The organism is Gracilinema caldarium DSM 7334 (assembly GCF_000219725.1).
GTDB lineage: Bacteria > Spirochaetota > Spirochaetia > Treponematales > Breznakiellaceae > Gracilinema > Gracilinema caldarium.
Genome location: NC_015732.1, coordinates 2,853,001 through 2,873,874, shown reverse-complemented (window position 1 = coordinate 2,873,874; position 20,874 = coordinate 2,853,001). Strand labels below are relative to the sequence as shown.

At 50.9% G+C, this 20,874-nt stretch carries 12 protein-coding genes and 1 pseudogene; 10 read left to right on the top strand and 3 right to left on the bottom strand.

Going from position 1 to position 20,874, the window contains the following annotated elements; translation table 11 throughout:
- The 3 genes from SPICA_RS12865 to SPICA_RS12855 are packed head-to-tail and all read left to right on the top strand — an operon-like array spanning position 1 to position 3,068.
- Positions 1 to 1,056 (top strand): ABC transporter permease, encoded by a 1,056-nt coding sequence (locus SPICA_RS12865; RefSeq protein WP_052296418.1) that lies wholly within the window; start codon positions 1 to 3, stop codon positions 1,054 to 1,056.
- Positions 1,057 to 1,077: 21 nt separating this feature from the next.
- The gene (locus SPICA_RS12860) at positions 1,078 to 2,064 is read left to right on the top strand and encodes an ABC transporter ATP-binding protein (protein ID WP_013969917.1); all 987 of its coding nucleotides are present in this window, start codon (positions 1,078 to 1,080) and stop codon (positions 2,062 to 2,064) included.
- A gap of 2 nt (positions 2,065 to 2,066) precedes the next feature.
- On the top strand, positions 2,067 to 3,068 hold the full coding sequence (locus SPICA_RS12855) for an ABC transporter ATP-binding protein (protein ID WP_013969916.1): 1,002 nt from the start codon (positions 2,067 to 2,069) through the stop codon (positions 3,066 to 3,068).
- Between the two features lie 57 nt (positions 3,069 to 3,125).
- On the opposite strand, the gene SPICA_RS12850 is transcribed toward SPICA_RS12855, so the two are convergent.
- The 3 genes from SPICA_RS12850 to SPICA_RS12840 are packed head-to-tail and all read right to left on the bottom strand — an operon-like array spanning position 3,126 to position 5,967.
- Positions 3,126 to 5,099 carry an ATP-binding protein gene (locus tag SPICA_RS12850; RefSeq protein ID WP_013969915.1) on the bottom strand — a complete coding sequence of 658 codons (1,974 nt, stop codon included), beginning with the start codon at positions 5,097 to 5,099 and terminating at the stop codon, positions 3,126 to 3,128.
- 2 nt (positions 5,100 to 5,101) lie between these two features.
- Positions 5,102 to 5,581 carry a chemotaxis protein CheX gene (locus SPICA_RS12845; RefSeq protein ID WP_013969914.1) on the bottom strand — a complete coding sequence of 160 codons (480 nt, stop codon included), beginning with the start codon at positions 5,579 to 5,581 and terminating at the stop codon, positions 5,102 to 5,104.
- A gap of 11 nt (positions 5,582 to 5,592) precedes the next feature.
- The gene (locus tag SPICA_RS12840) at positions 5,593 to 5,967 is read right to left on the bottom strand and encodes a response regulator (protein ID WP_013969913.1); all 375 of its coding nucleotides are present in this window, start codon (positions 5,965 to 5,967) and stop codon (positions 5,593 to 5,595) included.
- 209 nt (positions 5,968 to 6,176) lie between these two features.
- Between SPICA_RS12840 and SPICA_RS12835 the strand changes: the two genes are divergently transcribed.
- The 7 genes and pseudogenes from SPICA_RS12835 to SPICA_RS12810 all read left to right on the top strand — a co-directional run bounded on the left by SPICA_RS12835 (position 6,177) and on the right by SPICA_RS12810 (position 20,873).
- Entirely contained in the window at positions 6,177 to 15,428 is a 9,252-nt protein-coding gene (locus SPICA_RS12835) for an autotransporter-associated beta strand repeat-containing protein (protein ID WP_013969912.1), read from the top strand.
- Between the two features lie 121 nt (positions 15,429 to 15,549).
- Positions 15,550 to 15,831: a hypothetical protein gene (locus SPICA_RS15520; protein ID WP_041396257.1), complete on the top strand. Its 282-nt coding sequence runs from the start codon at positions 15,550 to 15,552 to the stop codon at positions 15,829 to 15,831.
- The gene (locus tag SPICA_RS12825) at positions 15,809 to 16,516 is read left to right on the top strand and encodes an amidohydrolase family protein (RefSeq protein WP_169311887.1); all 708 of its coding nucleotides are present in this window, start codon (positions 15,809 to 15,811) and stop codon (positions 16,514 to 16,516) included. Before SPICA_RS15520 ends, SPICA_RS12825 begins: the two co-directional genes overlap by 23 nt.
- Positions 16,517 to 16,535: 19 nt before the next feature.
- Positions 16,536 to 16,790 (top strand): annotated as a pseudogene (locus tag SPICA_RS15775) (adenine deaminase C-terminal domain-containing protein).
- A 113-nt stretch (positions 16,791 to 16,903) separates the two neighbouring features.
- Positions 16,904 to 18,193, top strand: coding sequence for an NCS2 family permease (locus SPICA_RS12820; RefSeq protein ID WP_013969911.1), 1,290 nt, complete (start codon positions 16,904 to 16,906; stop codon positions 18,191 to 18,193).
- 165 nt (positions 18,194 to 18,358) lie between these two features.
- Entirely contained in the window at positions 18,359 to 19,927 is a 1,569-nt protein-coding gene (locus SPICA_RS12815) for an aldehyde dehydrogenase family protein (RefSeq protein WP_013969910.1), read from the top strand.
- Positions 19,928 to 19,955: 28 nt separating this feature from the next.
- Positions 19,956 to 20,873 carry an AEC family transporter gene (locus SPICA_RS12810; RefSeq protein ID WP_041396255.1) on the top strand — a complete coding sequence of 306 codons (918 nt, stop codon included), beginning with the start codon at positions 19,956 to 19,958 and terminating at the stop codon, positions 20,871 to 20,873.
- Position 20,874: the final 1 nt, after the last annotated feature.

Genomic DNA, 20,874 nt, shown 5'->3' with positions numbered 1-20,874 from the left:
ATGGTGAATGAATTCAATCAGCAGGTAAAGCCCGTATCCCTCTGGGCCGATGCCTGGAAGCGGTTACGGAAAAACCGGATGGCGCTGATTGGCCTGTATGTGGTCATTTTTTATATGGTGGTTTCCCTGGTAGCGCCGATTCTGCCGATTTACAACCCCAATGAGCAGAATCTTATGCATATCAATCTGAGGCCCTCCTTTAAGACCGCAGGGGAACTGGCGGTAGAAAAAGTCGAAAAGCGTATCGAGCGGCTTACGGAGGTTCTTAAAACCCAGGATAGAGAAGACCTGAAGACCGAACTGGAATCTCAGAAGGCTGAGCTGGCTAAAATTATGGATGAGGTTCAGCACAATCCATCCTATAAAAAGGTGTACATTCTGGGGACTGACTATCTTGGCCGGGATATGCTGGCCCGTATCATATATGGCGGACAGATTTCGATCGGTATTGGTGTAGTAGGTACTCTGACCGCTGTTCTTATTGGTATCATCATTGGTGCCGTTGCGGGCTTCCTGGGTGGTTGGGTGGATAACCTCTTAATGCGTTTTGTTGATGTCCTCTATGGGCTTCCCTATATGCTCATCGTCATTATTCTTATGTCCATGGTCCCCTCGGGCAGCAATTCCATCTTTATCCTCTTTATCGCCATAGCCATGGTTTCCTGGCTTACCATAGCCCGGGTTGTACGGGGCCAGATTATCAGCCTAAAAAACTCCGAATTTGTCGAAGCCGCCCGATCCATGGGGGCCAGCCAGGCCCGCATCATTTTCCGGCATCTCCTGCCAAACTCATTAGGGGTCATCATCATCTTTGCGACCCTGCAGATGCCTAGCTTTATTATGAACGAATCCTTCCTTTCCTTCCTTGGTCTTGGTGTTTCAGCCCCCGGTGCATCCTGGGGTACCCTGGTGGCCGATGGTGTAAAGGGTATGGAACTTTATCCCTGGCGGCTCCTGTTCCCTGCCATTTCCATGACTATTTTCCTGTTTGCCATGAACTTTCTGGGTGACGGCCTGCGGGATGCTCTGGATCCCCAGAGCAAAAACCGGACCTAGGTGTCGTAAGGAGTAACGGTAATGACCGATGAAGTAATTTTACAGGTTAAGGACCTGAAAACATATTTTCATGTTGATGAAGGGATTGTAAAGGCGGTCGATGGGGTAACCTTCGACCTCCGCCAGGGAGAGACCCTGGGGCTGGTTGGTGAATCGGGCTCAGGAAAGAGTGTGACCAATCTTTCCATTATGAACCTGGTACCCTTCCCCCCGGGGCGTATCGCCGGCGGCGAAGTGCTCTATCGGGGACAGGATCTCCTGAAAATGACACCAAACCAGATCCGGGATATCCGGGGAAATAAAATTTCCATGATTTTCCAGGATCCCATGACGAGCCTGAACCCCTTTCTTAAGATTTCCACCCAGATGGTGGAAACCCTGGTACTGCATCAGGGGCTTTCCAAGGCCGCAGCCCGGGATAAGGCGATAGAGATGCTGAAGCTGGCTGGCATTCCAGCGGCTGAAAAACGTATCGATAACTATCCCCACCAGTTCTCCGGAGGTATGCGCCAGCGGGTTATGATCGCCATGGCTCTTTCCTGTAACCCGGATATTCTCATTGCCGATGAACCCACCAGCGCTCTCGATGTAACCATTCAGGCCCAGATTCTGGACCTGATCCGGGACCTCACTGCACGGCTTGGTACGGCGGTAATCATGATTACCCACTCCCTCGGTGTGGTGGCGGGCCTCTGCGATACCATCTGCGTTATGTACGCCGGCCGTATTGTGGAACGGGGCCCGGTGGATGAAATATTTGCTCACCCCCGGCATCCCTATACCCAGGGGCTTATCAAGTCGGTTCCCCGGCTCGATAAGTTTACCAATGAACGGCTCCAGTCCATTCAAGGTCAGCCGCCAAACGTTATCGATCTGCCTGACTGCTGTCCCTTCTATCCGAGATGTGACAAGGCCATGGACATCTGCAAACAGAAGTATCCTGCATCGACGTCCTTCGATAATGGTTGTGCTGCGTCGTGCTGGCTCTATTCCCGGGAGGCTCGTTAATTATGAATACTGACTATTTATTGGATGTGGAGAATTTAAAATTACACTTTCATACCGGCGGTGGTCCTTTTTCTTCTCATAAGGGTTATATCCGGGCGGTAGATGGTATTTCCTTTAAAATCAAGAAAGGAGAAACCCTGGGGCTCGTCGGCGAATCGGGCTGTGGTAAATCGACCACTGCCCGTGCGGTGGCGCAGCTTCACCGGCCTACTGCCGGTTCAGTCATTTTTAAGGGTGAGGATCTGACTAAGCTCCATGCATCGGCGTTACTTAAAGCCCGTAAAAATATGCAGATGGTCTTTCAGGACCCCTATGCATCGCTGAATCCACGGATGACCAGCGGTGACATCATTGCAGAACCCCTGAAAATCTATAAGTCCCGGGGGCTCATCAATATGCAAAAGGGAGAGATTATCGACCGGGTCGAGGACCTCATGGAAAAGGTCGGTCTTTCCCGCTTCTTCAGGAACCGCTATCCCCATGAATTTTCAGGCGGCCAGCGGCAGAGAATCGGTATCGCCCGGGCCCTGGCGTTAAATCCGGAGCTGATCCTCGCCGATGAGCCCGTATCTGCCCTGGACGTTTCTATTCAGGCCCAGATCCTCAACCTTTTTAAGGATCTTCAGCAGGAATTGGGGCTCACCTATCTTTTTATAGCCCATGACCTGGCGGTGGTTCGTTATATTTCAAACCGGATTGCGGTCATGTATCTCGGTGTGATTGTAGAAATTGCTGACCGCAATACGCTTTTTGAAAAGCCCCTGCACCCCTATACCCAGGCGCTTCTTTCTGCGGCTCCCATTCCGGACCCGGTGGTAGAGCGGAAACGCCAGCGGATTATTCTGACCGGCGACGTTCCTTCCCCCGACAAGGAGCGGCATGGCTGTTATTTCTATGACCGCTGTCCGAAGCGGATGGACAAGTGCCAGCATACTATACCGAAACTGAAAGATGCTGACAGTGACCATCAGGTTGCTTGCTTCCTCTATCACGATCCGGAATAATACACTACCAGCGAGGTTTCCTCGCTGGACCCCACCACTAAGAGCCTGATGTCAGTGCTATACTGCACTGGCAGCAGACTCCTGTAAAACTGGAAAATTAATAATAAAACGACAGCCTCGTCCTTCTTTGGTTTGTATGCCAATAGAACCATTAAGTTTTTTAATACGATCCTTTACCAGGCTCAGGCCAATACCTCTTCCGGCGTGTAATGTTGAGGTTTTTTCTGTACTAAAACCAGGGTTGAATAGCAATGCGAGAAGTTGCTCCCTTGAAAGATTGTCCTGTGAGTCTATCAGTTGCTGTTCTTGAGCTCTCTGTCGTACCACATCAAAGGAAATACCTCTGCCATCATCGGTAATAGTACAAATAATCTGTTGGTGTTCCTGTTTTATTGAAAGTTCAATAAGCCCATGGGCAGCTTTTTTCAGTCTTTTTCGCTCTGCTGGAGTTTCTATGCCATGAACTAGAGCATTCCGTACAATTTGTGTAAGGATATCCTTTAAATCTTTAAAGGGCACATAATTCAAGGCATGTGAATCGATCTGTTTAATTACAAGCTTTGCTTCCTTTCCCAGGCTTTGTGCAGTTTTTTCTATAAGTTTTTCCAGAGTCTTAATCAATATGACTTCTTCCTGAACTGTATTTGATCCTCGGGTAAAACTCTTAAGCCGTTCCAAGAGGCCTTTAAATGAATCTTTTTCCTGGAGCACCGATTCCATTTCTAAGGTAAAATGAAGGAGATCATTGAATGTTACTTCATGTTTCACTTTAAGTTGATTAAGTTCCCGTTCTAGACCATGCAGTTTTTCACCAAATTCCTGGAGCCCCAGAATCACCGCATTCGATTTAACCGCATGTATCAACTGATATATTTCTGTAATTACCTCGTGAGTTGGTTTAGTTTGGTCTTTTAGTAACTCGTTAATAGCTTGAAAATTCTCTTCAGTTTCATTAATAAAATCCTGGAAAAGTCGGGGTTCAATATGAATGATTTCAAAGAGGGATCGCATCTCTTTTTGTCGTTTGCGTTCTTCTGCTTCAAGCTGCAGCTGAAGAGCCCGTTCTTTTGTTAAATCCTGGACAGAACCCAGTATGAATGTTTTGTTGTTTTCATTTGAGAACGTCGTAAACATGATAGAAAGATATTTGATTTCTCCACCTGGAAGAGGGGTAAAGGAAAATTCCTTAAGAGGGTTAATTTCCTCCAAAAGACTTTGATCGTGGCTTTTGTTTAAAAGCATTTCAAAGTAATCATGTAAAAGATCGAGTTCTTTGTTTTGTAACGAGTTTTGTAATAGGTTGATGAATGAAGCTCCGCTCAGGTTGCTTTGTGTAAAGATTTGTTCAAGTTTTGGTGAATACTGGGATTGAATACAGAGTTGTTCATCCAGCAAAAAAATACCTGTCGGCAGATTGTCCTTCATTGCCGAAATCTGATCCCGCTCAGCCTGTATAGTCTGAGTAAGCCTAAGAAGCCGTTTATCTTTATTTATCTTGGTTATCTCGTACACGATGGTACAAGTTGTAACTAAGATATACACTCCAATGCCTCTGAACGCAAAGGCTCGTTCATAGGTAAATTGAGAGATTCCTGGTATGAAAAATATAGCACATAGAAACATACCTAATAAAATAGCGAGGACAGTTCCTATTCGAATCCCAAGTAAAAATATAGCCAGTAGTGGAAAAGAATAGGCCCAAAGAACTCCAGACCCCTGAATTCCTCCCGATTGAATCAGAAACGTACAAAGAAAGAAAAAGGAAACTACCGTAAGGAATGAAGAAGCGGAAAAATTGACATTAGTTCTTAGTAATATAAAACCAAAGATGGTAATGGCGGCCATTGAAAGATCAAAGATCCCTTGGAGTAAAGCTCCGGCATGCAAACTTTGAACACCAAAAAGAATGAGTAAGGATCCGCCAAGAAATATCATCGCATTTAATAATACATAGCGAACAAAAAGATCTAATTCTTCATTGTCTGTCTTAAAATGCTTACCACTGGTAAAAATATTGAGGATAAAACCCATAGTTATTGCCCCTTGGTTATTTCTAGCGCTACAGAAAGACAAAATTCAGCTTTTTCAGAAGGTATAGCACAGGGAATACAGATGATGCGAGTCTTTTCGACAGGCCAGGAAATGGTATGTTGGTCGCCATGAACGATAGTAGGCAGTGATATGATAAGCCTAAAGGATTCTTCCAGACCCTTTTTAGCATTACCGGCTATGATATTGACCAGTTCGCCAATTGCATCCACTACCTCATCATCAACCTGAGTTTTCTTTACCCCTGAAAGGTTCTCTGTTATGCGTAGTGCGAGGTCTTCTTTCATGGACAGCACTACCGCACCACGGGCTTCCCCGGTAAGGCCGATAATGCCCGATATATCCCAATTATGGGTTGTTGTAGATTCACATAAATAGGGGCGTCCTACCGATATGGTATAATTTAAAAAGGACTGAAAAACCGATTCACAGACCTGTACAAAGGGTTCTATATATTTTTCCATGGGGAATCTCCTTACCAGATGATTTTTGAAAGTTTTTCAGTAAATATTCGTTCATTGACTGGTTTTATGATGTAATCGGTAGCTCCGGCTTTGAGAGCTTCTATCACATTATATTTTGCAGCTTCACTGGTAATCATGATGACTGGAAGGTTTTTATAGTCGGGTATGGTACGAATTTGTTTTAAAAAATCGATTCCAGATAGTTCGGGCATGTTCCAATCGAGCAGAATAAGGTCCACCGTATGATGCTGTACAAGGTGCAAGGCATCCTTCCCATTTGCTGCTTCTAGGAACTCACAGGGAATCCCCATGCTTATACAGGTGTTTTTTACAATGTTTCTCATAATTCGAGAATCATCGACGACAAGGATCGTCTTTGTGTTCATAGTAGTAACTCCAACTTTTAAGAATAAAAATGCAAATAATGTAAAATTGTAACTGTTGTTTCTCAATATAATAACACAAAAGGAATAGAAATAAAGGGGTGGATGGAAAAACAGATAAGCTGATTTGAAAGGAAACGTATTAGCGGATATACTTACTAATAGAAAAAATAGCAAAAAGTCCCATGATACCTTATACAGGGAGTACTTTCGTGAAAAGAGCATTATCATGTTTTCATTCATTTAATTTTAATAAATGGTTACTCTGTATACTCTTGTTTAGTACCTATATCTATATTGCACCGATATTTGCCCAATCTCCTACCCCAACAAAGACCTGGAATGCCGGTACCAGTGGTACCTGGGGAACCGCCGCAAACTGGAGTGGCGGGACCCTTCCTTCTGCCAGCGATGTAGTAGCCCTAGATGGAACCTCGTCGATTACCCTTGATAATAACTACACCATGAACAGTGTGGTGTTTAATCATAATAATGCGAATACGGTAACATTCTATTTAAACGGATTTACTCTATTAGTTTCGGGGGGAAGTCTGAACTTTGGTCAGAGTGGTGGTGGGGCAATTCCGAGCAATGTAAATATCGTAGGGCCGGGATCTATCAATGTAACGGGCTACATGGATGCGAATGAAAACGCCACCAATACCATCAACCTAAGTAATAATGTATCTATTTCTATCTCTGGTACTTTTTGGGGCAACCAGAATGCGGGTACTTCCACCACCTTCAATGGAGATGGCACCTGTAGTCTTTCTGCGGCAAGCCTTTCTGGCACGGGTTATAATATCATCTTTAATAATATGACCATTACCACCGGTGGAGTTACTTACCATTCCCCCACTACTTCTCAGACTCCGGCGGCGGGAACGACCATTACGGTTACCTTGACGGGAACTTTTTCTTCTGGAACCCAATTTCAATATACTACCACAAGAACCAATGACAATATTACGACCAATGAAAGCTATACCGTTGATGGTGCGATCATCACCGGTTCGGTGGGGGCTACCAATTTTACTACCCTTTCCGGAGCGGGTACCTTTTCATTCAATATAACCTATCCCGGAGCCGTAGATGCAGGGGATGGTCTTAATGTTTCTATTCTGGCCCCCAATGGGTTTATCCTGGGAAGTATTTCTTTTATTCAGCCCTCAGCCACCATCTGGAACTGGGATGGAGATACTAGTACCGATTGGAGCACCGCTGCAAACTGGGATGTGGGTTCGGTCCCAACAGTTACCTCACTTGTCGTTATTCCATCAGGAACACCAAATAGTCCAGTCCTTACAACCCATGCAACAGCGGCCTCGGTTACCGTCGATCCCGGGGCCACCCTGGACCTTAACGGATACAACCTGACCGGATTATCCACCATTACTAATAATGGAATAATTCGCTTACAGGGAACTGAAACGGTGGGAGGAACAAAGATAAATGGGGCCGGTAGTGCAATCGAATACTATGGCCTCTCAGGCACCTTGGTTTGGGGATCAACCTATGAAAATTTGACAATAAACAGCAGTGGAACGGTGACTGCCAATGCAGCGGTAACGGTAGCAGGGAACCTGACCCTAACCGCAGGGACCTTGGTTCTGGCAAACTTTAGTCAGACGATAGGCGGTAATGTGAGTGGAGCCGGGACGCTGGATGCATCGTCGATAACGGGAGGGAACACGCTGACGGTAGGCGGGTACATGGGGACGAACGGGAGTCCGGTGGGAACCTTGCTTGCCCCGACGAGTACGAGTGTGAGTGTGGGTACGAACTGGAATGTGACGAACTTTACCCACAATGGTGGTACGGTAATCTTTACGGGGACTGGGACGATCTATAGTGCTAATACCTTTAATAACCTGTCGATTACGACGGGTGCCGGACCTGAGACGGTAAACGTAAGTGGGACCCTCACGGTAGCTAACAATCTTTCGGTGGCTGTAGGCCACACCCTCGCGGTAGGGAACAACGTGCTGTCGGTGACGGGTACGACGACGAACGGCGGGACGATCACGCTGGGGAACCAGAGTGCGACGTTCGGTGGGCTGGTGACGAATGCGGGAGGGACGCTGACGGGAGGGAGCGGGACGCTGAACCTGAACGGAGGGATAAACGGAGGGACGCTGACAGCCTCGAGCGGGACGACGAACGTAGGCGGGGACCTGACGCTGGGGAGCTTTACCCATAACAGCGGGGTGGTGGTGTTCACGGGAAGCTGTTTACTGACATCGAACGGGCAGCGATTCTATGACCTGACGATCGGAGCAGGGGCGACGGTGACACCGCAGGATGCACTGGTGGTGAACCGGAACTTTGTGATCAACAACACGGGGACGTACGTGCACAACGGGCAGAGCCTGACCCTGGGAGGGGTGGGAGGAGCTGCGGGGAACGTGACGGACTCGAACGTGATGAAGCAGAACCTGGGAACGGTAACGGTGAGTACGGCGGCGAAGACGATGACGACCTCGATAGAGTGTAACCAGCTTACGGTGACGAGTACGCTGAACAAGGGGGCGGGGAACGACATCAGCGTCAGTGGAGCCCTGAATGTAACCGGTGGGACGTTGAATATGAACGGCGGTGGGACGGTGACGGTCGGCGGGAATGTAACGCTGGGAACGCTGTCGAACGGGGCTGGCTCGACGCTGGCGTTGAACGGCGGCGGGACCCAGGTTGTGAGGCCGAACGGGCAGACCCTGGGATCTGTGAGCGTGAGCGGCGGCGGGACGGTGGTACAGTGGAGCGGGACAGCAACGACACAAAATATAACGATAAATACCGGGACGACGTTCCGGCTGGACTCGACGGTGGTTCCCGGAGCGGTGACGCTGAATGTGAGTGCGGGGAGCACGGTAACGAACAACGGGAGCTTTGAGCTGAACTCAGGGGGCGGGGTGCTGACCCTGCAGGGGACAGCGGCCAGTGCGAACTACGCGGGGAATGATATCAGCTGGTCGGGACAGGACCTGACGATGGGGAACCTGGTGTACGGGCCTGCGGCGAACCTGCCGAACCTGACGGATGTGAGCCTGAACGCGGCAGTGACGTTCACGAACGGAATCGTAGCAGTGGCGGGGTCGAGCATCGCGGTGGGGACGACCACGTTGAGCCTGGGAGCCGCATCGACCTTGAATGGGACGATGACGGTGGGAGCCGGAGGGACGGTGGCGGCTGGTGCGAACGGGATAACGAACGGAGGAGCGATAACGTTTAACGGCGGGGGCTCAGCGATAAATTGTGGAGCTTTCACGAGCACGGGGACGATAAACAATACGGGGACGAATACGATAACAGCCTCTGGGAATGTGGCGATCTCAGGGACCTTTAACACGCCGGGGAACTCGACGCTGGTGATGACCGGGGCGGGGACGACGTTGAACGCCGGTGTGCAGATCGGGAACCTGACGACGGGTGGAACTGCGACGGTGACGAGCCTTGCGAACCTGCAGCTGGCGGGTTCGCTGAATCTGGGGACCGGTACGAGCCTGGCTCTGGGAGGATTCGGGGCGGCGATCACGGGGTCTGCGACAGGAGCGGGGACGGCACAGCTTAACGGCGGGAGCGGTCTGGTGACGGTGGGAGGTAACTTCACGGTGCCGGACTATATCGCGACGAGCGGGACAACCCGGATTGGGGGAACCACGGTAACCTTTACGACGCTGGCGCACAGCGGAGGTATGATCGAGCTGAACGGGACCGTGACGCCTGTAACCTTAACGACCGGAAACCAGACGTTCAATAACCTGTCGATTACGACGGGTGCCGGACCTGAGACGGTTAATGTAAGTGGGACCCTCACGGTAGCTAACAATCTTTCGGTGGCTGTAGGCCACACCCTCGCGGTAGGGAACAACGTGCTGTCGGTGACGGGTACGACGACGAACAGCGGGACGATCACGCTGGGGAACCAAAGTGCGACGTTCGGTGGGCTGGTGACGAATGCGGGAGGGACGCTGACGGGAGGGAGCGGGACGCTGAACCTGAACGGAGGGATAAACGGAGGGACGCTGACAGCCTCGAGCGGGACGACGAACGTAGGCGGGGACCTGACGCTGGGGAGCTTTACCCATAACAGCGGGGTGGTGGTGTTCACGGGAAGCTGTTTACTGACATCGAACGGGCAGCGATTCTATGACCTGACGATCGGAGCAGGGGCGACGGTGACACCGCAGGATGCACTGGTGGTGAACCGGAACTTTGTGATCAACAACACGGGGACGTACGTGCACAACGGGCAGAGCCTGACCCTGGGAGGGGTGGGAGGAGCTGCGGGGAACGTGACGGACTCGAACGTGATGAAGCAGAACCTGGGAACGGTAACGGTGAGTACGGCGGCGAAGACGATGACGACCTCGATAGAGTGTAACCAGCTTACGGTGACGAGTACGCTGAACAAGGGGGCGGGGAACGACATCAGCGTCAGTGGAGCCCTGAATGTAACCGGTGGGACGTTGAATATGAACGGCGGTGGGACGGTGACGGTCGGCGGGAATGTAACGCTGGGAACGCTGTCGAACGGGGCTGGCTCGACGCTGGCGTTGAACGGCGGCGGGACCCAGGTTGTGAGGCCGAACGGGCAGACCCTGGGATCTGTGAGCGTGAGCGGCGGCGGGACGGTGGTACAGTGGAGCGGGACAGCAACGACACAAAATATAACGATAAATACCGGGACGACGTTCCGGCTGGACTCGACGGTGGTTCCCGGAGCGGTGACGCTGAATGTGAGTGCGGGGAGCACGGTAACGAACAACGGGAGCTTTGAGCTGAACTCAGGGGGCGGGGTGCTGACCCTGCAGGGGACAGCGGCCAGTGCGAACTACGCGGGGAATGATATCAGCTGGTCGGGACAGGACCTGACGATGGGGAACCTGGTGTACGGGCCTGCGGCGAACCTGCCGAACCTGACGGATGTGAGCCTGAACGCGGCAGTGACGTTCACGAACGGAATCGTAGCAGTGGCGGGGTCGAGCATCGCGGTGGGGACGACCACGTTGAGCCTGGGAGCCGCATCGACCTTGAATGGGACGATGACGGTGGGAGCCGGAGGGACGGTGGCGGCTGGTGCGAACGGGATAACGAACGGAGGAGCGATAACGTTTAACGGCGGGGGCTCAGCGATAAATTGTGGAGCTTTCACGAGCACGGGGACGATAAACAATACGGGGACGAATACGATAACAGCCTCTGGGAATGTGGCGATCTCAGGGACCTTTAACACGCCGGGGAACTCGACGCTGGTGATGACCGGGGCGGGGACGACGTTGAACGCCGGTGTGCAGATCGGGAACCTGACGACGGGTGGAACTGCGACGGTGACGAGCCTTGCGAACCTGCAGCTGGCGGGTTCGCTGAATCTGGGGACCGGTACGAGCCTGGCTCTGGGAGGATTCGGGGCGGCGATCACGGGGTCTGCGACAGGAGCGGGGACGGCACAGCTTAACGGCGGGAGCGGTCTGGTGACGGTGGGAGGTAACTTCACGGTGCCGGACTATATCGCGACGAGCGGGACAACCCGGATTGGGGGAACCACGGTAACCTTTACGACGCTGGCGCACAGCGGAGGTATGATCGAGCTGAACGGGACCGTGACGCCTGTAACCTTAACGACCGGAAACCAGACGTTCAATAACCTGTCGATTACGACGGGTGCCGGACCTGAGACGGTAAACGTAAGTGGGACCCTCACGGTAGCTAACAATCTTTCGGTGGCTGTAGGCCACACCCTCGCGGTAGGGAACAACGTGCTGTCGGTGACGGGTGTGACGACGAACGGCGGGACGATCACGCTGGGGAACCAGAGTGCGACGTTCGGTGGGCTGGTGACGAATGCGGGAGGGACGCTGACGGGAGGGAGCGGGACGCTGAACCTGAACGGAGGGATAAACGGAGGGACGCTGACAGCCTCGAGCGGGACGACGAACGTAGGCGGGGACCTGACGCTGGGGAGCTTTACCCATAACAGCGGGGTGGTGGTGTTCACGGGAAGCTGTTTACTGACATCGAACGGGCAGCGATTCTATGACCTGACGATCGGAGCAGGGGCGACGGTGACACCGCAGGATGCACTGGTGGTGAACCGGAACTTTGTGATCAACAACACGGGGACGTACGTGCACAACGGGCAGAGCCTGACCCTGGGAGGGGTGGGAGGAGCTGCGGGGAACGTGACGGACTCGAACGTGATGAAGCAGAACCTGGGAACGGTAACGGTGAGTACGGCGGCGAAGACGATGACGACCTCGATAGAGTGTAACCAGCTTACGGTGACGAGTACGCTGAACAAGGGGGCGGGGAACGACATCAGCGTCAGTGGAGCCCTGAATGTAACCGGTGGGACGTTGAATATGAACGGCGGTGGGACGGTGACGGTCGGCGGGAATGTAACGCTGGGAACGCTGTCGAACGGGGCTGGCTCGACGCTGGCGTTGAACGGCGGCGGGACCCAGGTTGTGAGGCCGAACGGGCAGACCCTGGGATCTGTGAGCGTGAGCGGCGGCGGGACGGTGGTACAGTGGAGCGGGACAGCAACGACACAAAATATAACGATAAATACCGGGACGACGTTCCGGCTGGACTCGACGGTGGTTCCCGGTGCGGTGACGCTGAATGTGAGTGCGGGGAGCACGGTAACGAACAACGGGAGCTTTGAGCTGAACTCAGGGGGCGGGGTGCTGACCCTGCAGGGGACAGCGGCCAGTGCGAACTACGCGGGGAATGATATCAGCTGGTCGGGACAGGACCTGACGATGGGGAACCTGGTGTACGGGCCTGCGGCGAACCTGCCGAACCTGACGGATGTGAGCCTGAACGCGGCAGTGACGTTCACGAACGGAATCGTAGCAGTGGCGGGGTCGAGCATCGCGGTGGGGACGACCACGTTGAGCCTGGGAGCCGCATCGACCTTGAATGGGACGATGACGGTGGGAGCCGGAGGGACGGTGGCGGCTGGTGCGAACGGGATAACGAACGGAGGAGCGATAACGTTTAACGGCGGGGGCTCAGCGATAAATTGTGGAGCTTTCACGAGCACGGGGACGATAAACAATACGGGGACGAATACGATAACAGCCTCTGGGAATGTGGCGATCTCAGGGACCTTTAACACGCCGGGGAACTCGACGCTGGTGATGACCGGGGCGGGGACGACGTTGAACGCCGGTGTGCAGATCGGGAACCTTAGTTTAAATTCTGGCGGAAATATCTCGTTAGTTTCGGTGTTAAGCATTTCCGGGAATCTTACTATTCAGAATGGATCTTTTACATCCAATGATCACAATATTACTGTTGGCGGAAATTGGACCAATAACACCGGTATTGCAAATCATTTTATTCCCGGCACCTGTGTTGTTGAATTTACAAGTAATAATCCTGTTATTTCTGGTTCAAACGAATGGTATGAATTAAAATATTACGTAGCCGGAGGAACAATACGATTTGAGCGAAATAAAACACAGTATTTTCTTAGCAACGGTAAACTCAATATTCATGGAACATCTGGCAATAACATAACTATTACCCGAGATAACCAAGGGGATGACGGTCAAGATCTCAATTGGGTTTTACCTGCAGCACCAGATCCCGCGTTAATGTGGCAGATCAACCTCGCAGGAACAGCAATCGTCGATTTACAGCATGTAACGATTTATTACAGCGATGCCAGAAGTACCCCTATTTCCTATGATTCAGGTCTTGCCCTATTGGGTACAGTTACTGCTGATAACAGCCCACCAGGTGAACAGCAATTAACCTGTTATGGATGGATAAGCGGTCTCAATGTACTGTACAGTTATACTGAAGATGAAAATGGAAATGGTAAAATAGACCGTATTAAGGTAAAGACCCAATCGTTTTTAAATATGGACTTTTCTAATTTTGAAGTATCCGTTGATGGTTATGAGGTGGATAGGACTAAAGGCACAAATGGTTTCTCTGGTACCTATGGTGATTCAGTATTTTATATCTGGCTGAAAGAAAAACCCTATGTGGATGGAAATATAACCCCCTCTTGGAGGATTATAACACTACAAGCAAATAGGTCTCTGAAAGGTACCATAGCACCCTATTTCAGCCTGGGAACAGATCTGGCAAATCCAATTATACCGGCCGATACGGTTCCGCCGCGGATTGTCTATACCTTCTCATTGCCAGGTTCTTCTGAGACTTTTTTTGCTTTTAATGAACCAATAAATAATTCATTGGGGAATTCTATAGCAAATACGGATATAAATGATTTTGCTTCAGCAACAGCACTTAATGTGGTCGGACAAATTGGTACAGGATCTCTTTTTGGTGTTATGGCAACTTACCCTACTGCCTATAACATTAATGATATCGCAAATGGAAGTACGACTGTAACAATTGCTAATAATATCAGTGATCGGGCACAGCCAATTACCGATTGGACAACAGACCCTGTTTATTCAGCTTTTGTTACTGAAGCACCGGAATATCCAAATGGGACTTTACCCAACCCTATTTCACTTTCATCCAACTCCCACCGCATCAGCGACGTTCTTATCTCGGTGCCGCCGGCCAGTGCCACCGATGACCGTTACTTTGTCTGGCCTATCTGGGCCCGGGACAGCGTGACCACAGAGGTGAGCGAAAGCCAGTATGAGTCAGCCTTCCCCACGGGAAGCGAGGCTGCGGGCCAGACCATCGGTCTTGTGCGGGACTTTACGGGAACCCAGTGGCTCCGGGACCAGGACATCACCCTGCAGGTCCGGGTGAACCCCGCTCTGAATCCAGTCAATCTGTCGCTCCATTTCGACAGCAACGTGGCCGATACCTTCCGGGCAACGAGCGTCAACGGCCCCATAGGGCTCTGGCTCCCCGTCTTTAACCAGGGGAGCCCCTCAGGCGCCGCCTTCTCGGGTATCGTTCCCTGGCCAAACGACCCGGCCCATGGCGGCGGTACGAGCCGCTATGGGGGTGCACTGCAGGGAACGGGGCCACTCTGGAACTTCAGCATTCCCGCCAGCGACCCCCGGGTAAAGAGCGTCTCCACTCTGGACTTCTTCTTTACTTTGGATAATGGCTTAAATGCCGATAACCCCCTCTATGTGGCCCGACTCGATGTGGCCCCCGGTGCGGCGATACCGAGCAACTGGTACCGGCTCGTGCGGCCCTTCAGCTTCGACATCCACGATGTCACCAAACAGCGGAGCAATGCCACGATCCTCAACAACGTCATCGATCCGACCAAGGGCGAACGGGTACGGCTCTCCTACCAGCTCACCAAAGCTGGGCAGGTGACGATCCAGGTCTTTACCCTGGATGGCGACCTGGTACAGGTCCTGTACCGGGGCTACCGGCAGGCCGGGGACTATACGGCAAGCTGGGACGGCAAAAACCGGGGCGGACGGGTGGTTGCCCGGGGCATGTACTTTATCCGCATCGTCGGCCCCGATATCGACGAAATCCGCAAGGTGATGGTGGTGAAGGAATAGGGACCCCCTTTCCACATACCCTCTTTCACATACCACCTTCCACATACGATTTTTCTTGCGTGCTGGCTATACCCGGGGTTACACTAGTAGAAAGGGTTAAAAGCCCCGGGGAGGTAGCACCGTGCAGTACACAGGAATCCTTGCTGCTGCTTCGGGCCGACAGGTCTGCGATTTCAACATCGAGCACTGTACCCTGGTTGATGTGTTCCAGGGCCGCCTTGTGCCGGATACGACCGTATCGGTAGCCTATGAGCGTATTGTGGATATCAACGATGGCCTCTCGGCTCATCAATCTATAGACGCCCGGGGCTTATACCTGGCCCCCTCCTTTATGGATGCCCATGTCCATATCGAGTCCTCCCCCCTCAGCCCCGCTGAGTATGCCCGCATTGTGGTCCCCTGAGGGTCTTCCCCTGGATGTATACCTGACGGTCCCTTCCTGTGTACCAGCTACCAATTTTGACATTTCAGGTGCCAGTCTTTTCGCTTCGGACATGCATCAATTTGCCCGGGAAGAACGGGTGCTGGGCCTTGGGGAAGTGAACAATTTACCCGGCCTTATTGCCGGTGAAGCGACCTTGCTGGATAAACTCGCTATTTTCCGGGAAGCCCGTAAGGCTATCGATGGCCACGCCTCGGCCGTTCGGGGGCGGGACCTGTCGGCCTATATTTCCGCGGGGATCCGGTTCGATCATGAATCGACCAGTGCGGAGGAGGCTGCTAAAAAGCTTTTCAAGGGCATGTATGTGATGATCCGTGAAGGTTCCGCCGCCCGGGACCTAAAAGCCCTGGTTCCAACGGTAACCCCCAGGAATGCCCGCCGCTTCCTCCTCTGTTCCGACGACCGGCATCCGACCGACCTGGTCCGGGAGGGACACATCGATCGAATGCTCAGACTCCTCGTGGCCGCCGGCGTGGATCCCAACGATGCAATCCGATTGGCTACGCTGAATGTGGCGGATCGCTATGGACTCCAGACCTTTGGTGCCCTGGCTCCGGGATATCAGGCTGATATGGTCCTCCTGAAAGACCTTATGATTGTCGTAGGGGTTGATGGTACATCAATCTTTACGCCACCCGGTACTTGAATAAAATTGGGGAGGCCTGATGGTAACCTTAGGTGACCGGGTTATCGCTGATCTTCCTCTTTCCATCGGGGGCCTCATGACAAATCAAAGCGCAACAGAGGTGAACCAAAAGCTCGATGCTTTCGAAGCCTTTTTTTAAAACGAAGGGGTGTCCAATACCCAACCTCTCATGACCCTGTCCTTCATGGCCCTGTCCGTTATTCTTCATATCAAATTAACCGACCGTGGTCTGGTCGATGTGGACCGGTTTGAAATACCCGATCTGTTTTTCTGACATAAAGAACAAAAAACATAGAGATTCTCAGTTGCACTGGTTTTCATTTTATCGTATGCTGTTCGTTAAAATTGGCCGGGTTATGAGCCCGTCCTAACGAATGGAGGCGAAACGTGGAACAATTTTTTAAGCTTAAAGCTCACGGTACCACCGTCCGAACCGAAGTGATGGCTGGCATAACCACTTTTATGACCATGGCCTATATTTTGGCGGTCAATCCAGGCATTTTAAAGGCTGCTGGTATGATTCCGGGCGGAGTTTTTACCGCTACCGCTCTGGCTTCGGCCATCGCAACGATTTGTATGGCCCTTCTGGCCAATCTTCCGGTTGCCCTGGCTCCTGGTATGGGATTGAATGCCTTCTTTGCTTTTACCGTAGTCCTCGGCATGGGCTACCCCTGGCAGCTTGCACTGACTGCGGTTTTCCTGGAAGGTCTGCTTTTCATCATTCTTTCTCTGTTTAATGTTCGGGAAGCAATTGTTAAATCCATTCCTATTAATGTTAAAAAGGCTGTATCGGTCGGTATTGGTCTATTTATCGCGTTTATCGGTATGCAAAATGCCGGCATTATTGTAAACAATGATGCAACCCTGGTTTCCCTTGGTTCCATCAGCAAAGGTCCTGCCCTCGTTGCCCTTATCGGTCTTGTACTTAGTGGAGTACTGCTTGCTTTCCGGGTAAAGGGCGCCCTACTCATTGGTATTCTGGGAACCACCATAATCGGTATTCCCTTTGGGGTAACCACAGTACCACAGAATTGGACTCCCATCAGTATGCCTGCGGCTCCGCTCTTCCTACAGTTCCAGTTTGATAAAATTTTTACCTTCGATTTCTTTATCGTCTTCTTTACCTTCCTCTTTGTTGATATTTTTGACACCATTGGGACCCTGGTCGGTATTACTACCCAGGCCAGACTGATTAACGAAAAGGGAGAAATTCCCCGGGTTAAGCAGGCTCTCCTTTCTGATGCCATTGGGACTGCTGTGGGTGCTATGCTTGGTACCAGCACCGTAACCAGCTATATTGAAAGTGCTTCCGGTGTGGCCGAAGGGGGTCGGACCGGACTTGCTTCCCTGGTAACGGGTATTCTTTTCCTGCTGGCCCTTTTCCTTTCTCCCCTCTTCCTGCTCGTCCCTGGGGCTGCTACCGCACCGGCTCTTATTCTCGTCGGCCTTTTTATGATGAGTCCAGTTAAGGAAATTGATCTCTCCGACTTTACCGAAGCCATTCCGGCATTCCTCACCATCATCATGATGCCCCTCGCCTACAGCATTGCAGAGGGTCTTGTTTTTGGTATTCTTTCTTATATTTTGCTCAAGGCACTAACTGGAAAAATAAAGGATATTACTATAATAACGTGGATAGTGGGTATCCTTTTTGTGCTCAAGCATATTGTAGGATAATCAGGTTTGCTTGTCAGTTAGGACGCCGCTGTCAGAACTACCGATTTTGTTTATTAGTTTAAAAAAGGCCTTTCATTTGATGAAGCGCCGATATTCGGGGGTCTGGCCTAACAAGGTCATCTGGGCAGAATTGGTTAATTAAGCATCAATAACCGAAAGTGGCCTGTGATTAAGAAAGAAATTTATGACAATATGGACCAGGGTAAGGATATGAGTAGTGCTGTAAATCTTGTAGAAGAAAAAATAAAAATAGCCCGCTCTGCTCAGTCAGCCTGGTCCAGGTTTATCTGGGAAGAACGGGTTCGGGTTATAAAATGTCTTGTACCTTATCTTGCCGAACATGGGGAAGAAATCGCTGCTATTATAAGCAGAGAAACTGGTAAGACCATGATCGATGCTCTGGCTACAGAAATTATTCCGGCAGCACTAGGTGTTCGGTATTATTGCCGTTTGGGGCGATGGTTTATGAAGGGCCAGCCAATTAAGGGTGGTAGTATTCTTCTGGCTAATAAACGCAGTACCCTGGTGTACCAACCCTATGGAGTTGTGGGTATTATTTCTCCCTGGAATTACCCCTTTTCCATACCCTTTTCCGAAGTAGTTATGGCCCTCCTGGCAGGTAATGGGGTTATCCTAAAGGTAGCTAGTAATACCCTTCAGGTTGGTCGTGTTCTGGCTGCGGCCTTCGATGCGGTTAACCTACCGGAAGGGCTCTTCCAATATATTGAGATCCCTGGTAAAGAAGCAGGACCCGCAATGATTGCCGGTGGTGTGGATAAACTTTTTTTCACTGGATCTACAGCCGTTGGTCGGGAACTAATGGCCCTGGCCGCCCCGCGGCTCCTGCCATTAGTGCTGGAGCTTGGCGGGGCAGATGCGGCTATCATACGGGTCGATGCTGATCTGGAGCGGACTGCCGCGGGGCTGGTGTGGGCAGGATTGTCAAATGCCGGACAATCCTGTGGCGGAGCCCAGCGCCTGTTCGTTCATCAATCTGTATATGAAGCGTTTTTGGAAATCCTTGGCCGCCGGGTAAGGGCCCTCAGGGTAGGAATTCCTCTAGTTGACGGGAAAGTCCAGTGGGATTGTGATATAGGTTGTATGACCAGCCGCCAACAAAAAGAGGAAGTGCGTCGGCAGGTTCAGGTGTGTCTGGATAGGGGTGCCTGTATCTATGCTCGCAGTCAGGCTGGTAATATGGATGGGTCTGACCTCGATTTCCCTGCAATTATTTTAACCGATGTTACTCGGGATATGCCTGTAATGCGGGAAGAAATCTTTGGTCCTGTTATGGCGGTTATTCCAGTAGCTAATGATGAAGAAGCTATATCCCTGGCAAATGACTGTATCTACGGACTTACGGGCTCAGTCTGGACTAGGGATACAAAGCGGGGATATGAAATTGCCCGGAGAATCCGTGCTGGGGCAGTCATGATAAACGATCACCTCATGTCCCACGGTTTAGCGGAGACTCCCTGGGGCGGTTTCGGTGCCTCAGGTCTTGGTAGAACCCATGGCGAAGCAGGGTTCCGGGAGATGTTGCAAAGTCAGGTGATTATCAGGGATATACTACCGGGGGCTAAAAAGAATCTTTGGTGGCATCCCTATTCACGTAAGGTCTTTGATGGACTGCTTGCAATTTTATATATGGTGGGGCTGAGACACATGGTTAAAAAAAGCAAAGCCCTGGTACGTCTTGCGAGCTTTTTCTTCCGGTATTGGGATAGAAGTTGATGAACGATTCGGGTATACTCTCATTGTTATGAATGTGATTACCCAGGTATTAGTTCTCTTTTTTCTCATTGCAATCGGGTATAGTGCCAGGAAATTGCGGGTTCTTGATGATGGAGCTATCAGTCATTTTTCATCCTTTGTTCTGAATATATCTCTGCCTGCTCTTATAGTGGTTTCGCTCCAGCGCCCCTTTAGCAGAGCCCTTCTTGGTGAATCGGGACTGACGTTGGGGCTCTCTTTTGTCATATATGGTTTTTCATTTATAATAGCCGCTTTATATCCCTTTCTTGTACCCCTTACAAAAAAAGAACGGGGAGTACATCGCTATGCGCTTATTTTTTCCAATGTGGGCTTTATGGGGTACCCCGTTGTTGAAGCGGTTCTAGGACAGCAGGCGCTTTTTTATCTTGCCATCTATAATATTCCCTTTAATTTTCTTGCTTTTTCTATCGGTGCCTGGCTTATTGCCCGGGAGGGAAAACGGCCTTTATTTTTAAGCTGGAAAACCTTTATTAATCCCAGCGTTATTGCAACTATGGTGGGCTTTTTATTTTTTTTAGGTTCGGTAAAACTTCCAGCATCCCTCTATCAGGTATTAAAAATGACCGGAGATAGTACGTCTCCCCTTTCTATGATTGTTATTGGGTCAATCCTCGGTAAAATGCCATTCCGTTCTGTACTTGGTACCTGGCAGCGCTATGCCACCACCCTGGTTCGCCTTCTTGTGTTGCCAGCGATTGTAGGGCTGTTATTATATGGTGCTGGTTTCAGAGGCTTATTCTTCATATTACCTGTTGTCGTTACAGCGATGCCCGTTGCAGCGAACACGAGTATCCTTGCTGAGGTTTATGGTGCTGATGCAGAAAGTGCTAGTTCTTTGGTGTTTATTTCTACCCTCTTCTGTATTGTCACCATACCATTAGTAGCGCTGGTTCTGGGAATATAAG

Excerpts from the sequence above, each read along its gene's own strand:
- SPICA_RS12865 (WP_052296418.1), top strand. The coding sequence starts at position 1 with ATGGTGAATGAATTCAATCAGCAGGTAAAGCCCGTATCCCTCTGGGCC.
- SPICA_RS12860 (WP_013969917.1), top strand. The coding sequence starts at position 1,078 with ATGACCGATGAAGTAATTTTACAGGTTAAGGACCTGAAAACATATTTT.
- SPICA_RS12855 (WP_013969916.1), top strand. The coding sequence starts at position 2,067 with ATGAATACTGACTATTTATTGGATGTGGAGAATTTAAAATTACACTTT.
- SPICA_RS12850 (WP_013969915.1), bottom strand. The coding sequence starts at position 5,099 with ATGGGTTTTATCCTCAATATTTTTACCAGTGGTAAGCATTTTAAGACA.
- SPICA_RS12845 (WP_013969914.1), bottom strand. The coding sequence starts at position 5,581 with ATGGAAAAATATATAGAACCCTTTGTACAGGTCTGTGAATCGGTTTTT.
- SPICA_RS12840 (WP_013969913.1), bottom strand. The coding sequence starts at position 5,967 with ATGAACACAAAGACGATCCTTGTCGTCGATGATTCTCGAATTATGAGA.
- SPICA_RS12825 (WP_169311887.1), top strand. The coding sequence starts at position 15,809 with ATGCCCGCATTGTGGTCCCCTGAGGGTCTTCCCCTGGATGTATACCTG.
- SPICA_RS12810 (WP_041396255.1), top strand. The coding sequence starts at position 19,956 with ATGAATGTGATTACCCAGGTATTAGTTCTCTTTTTTCTCATTGCAATC.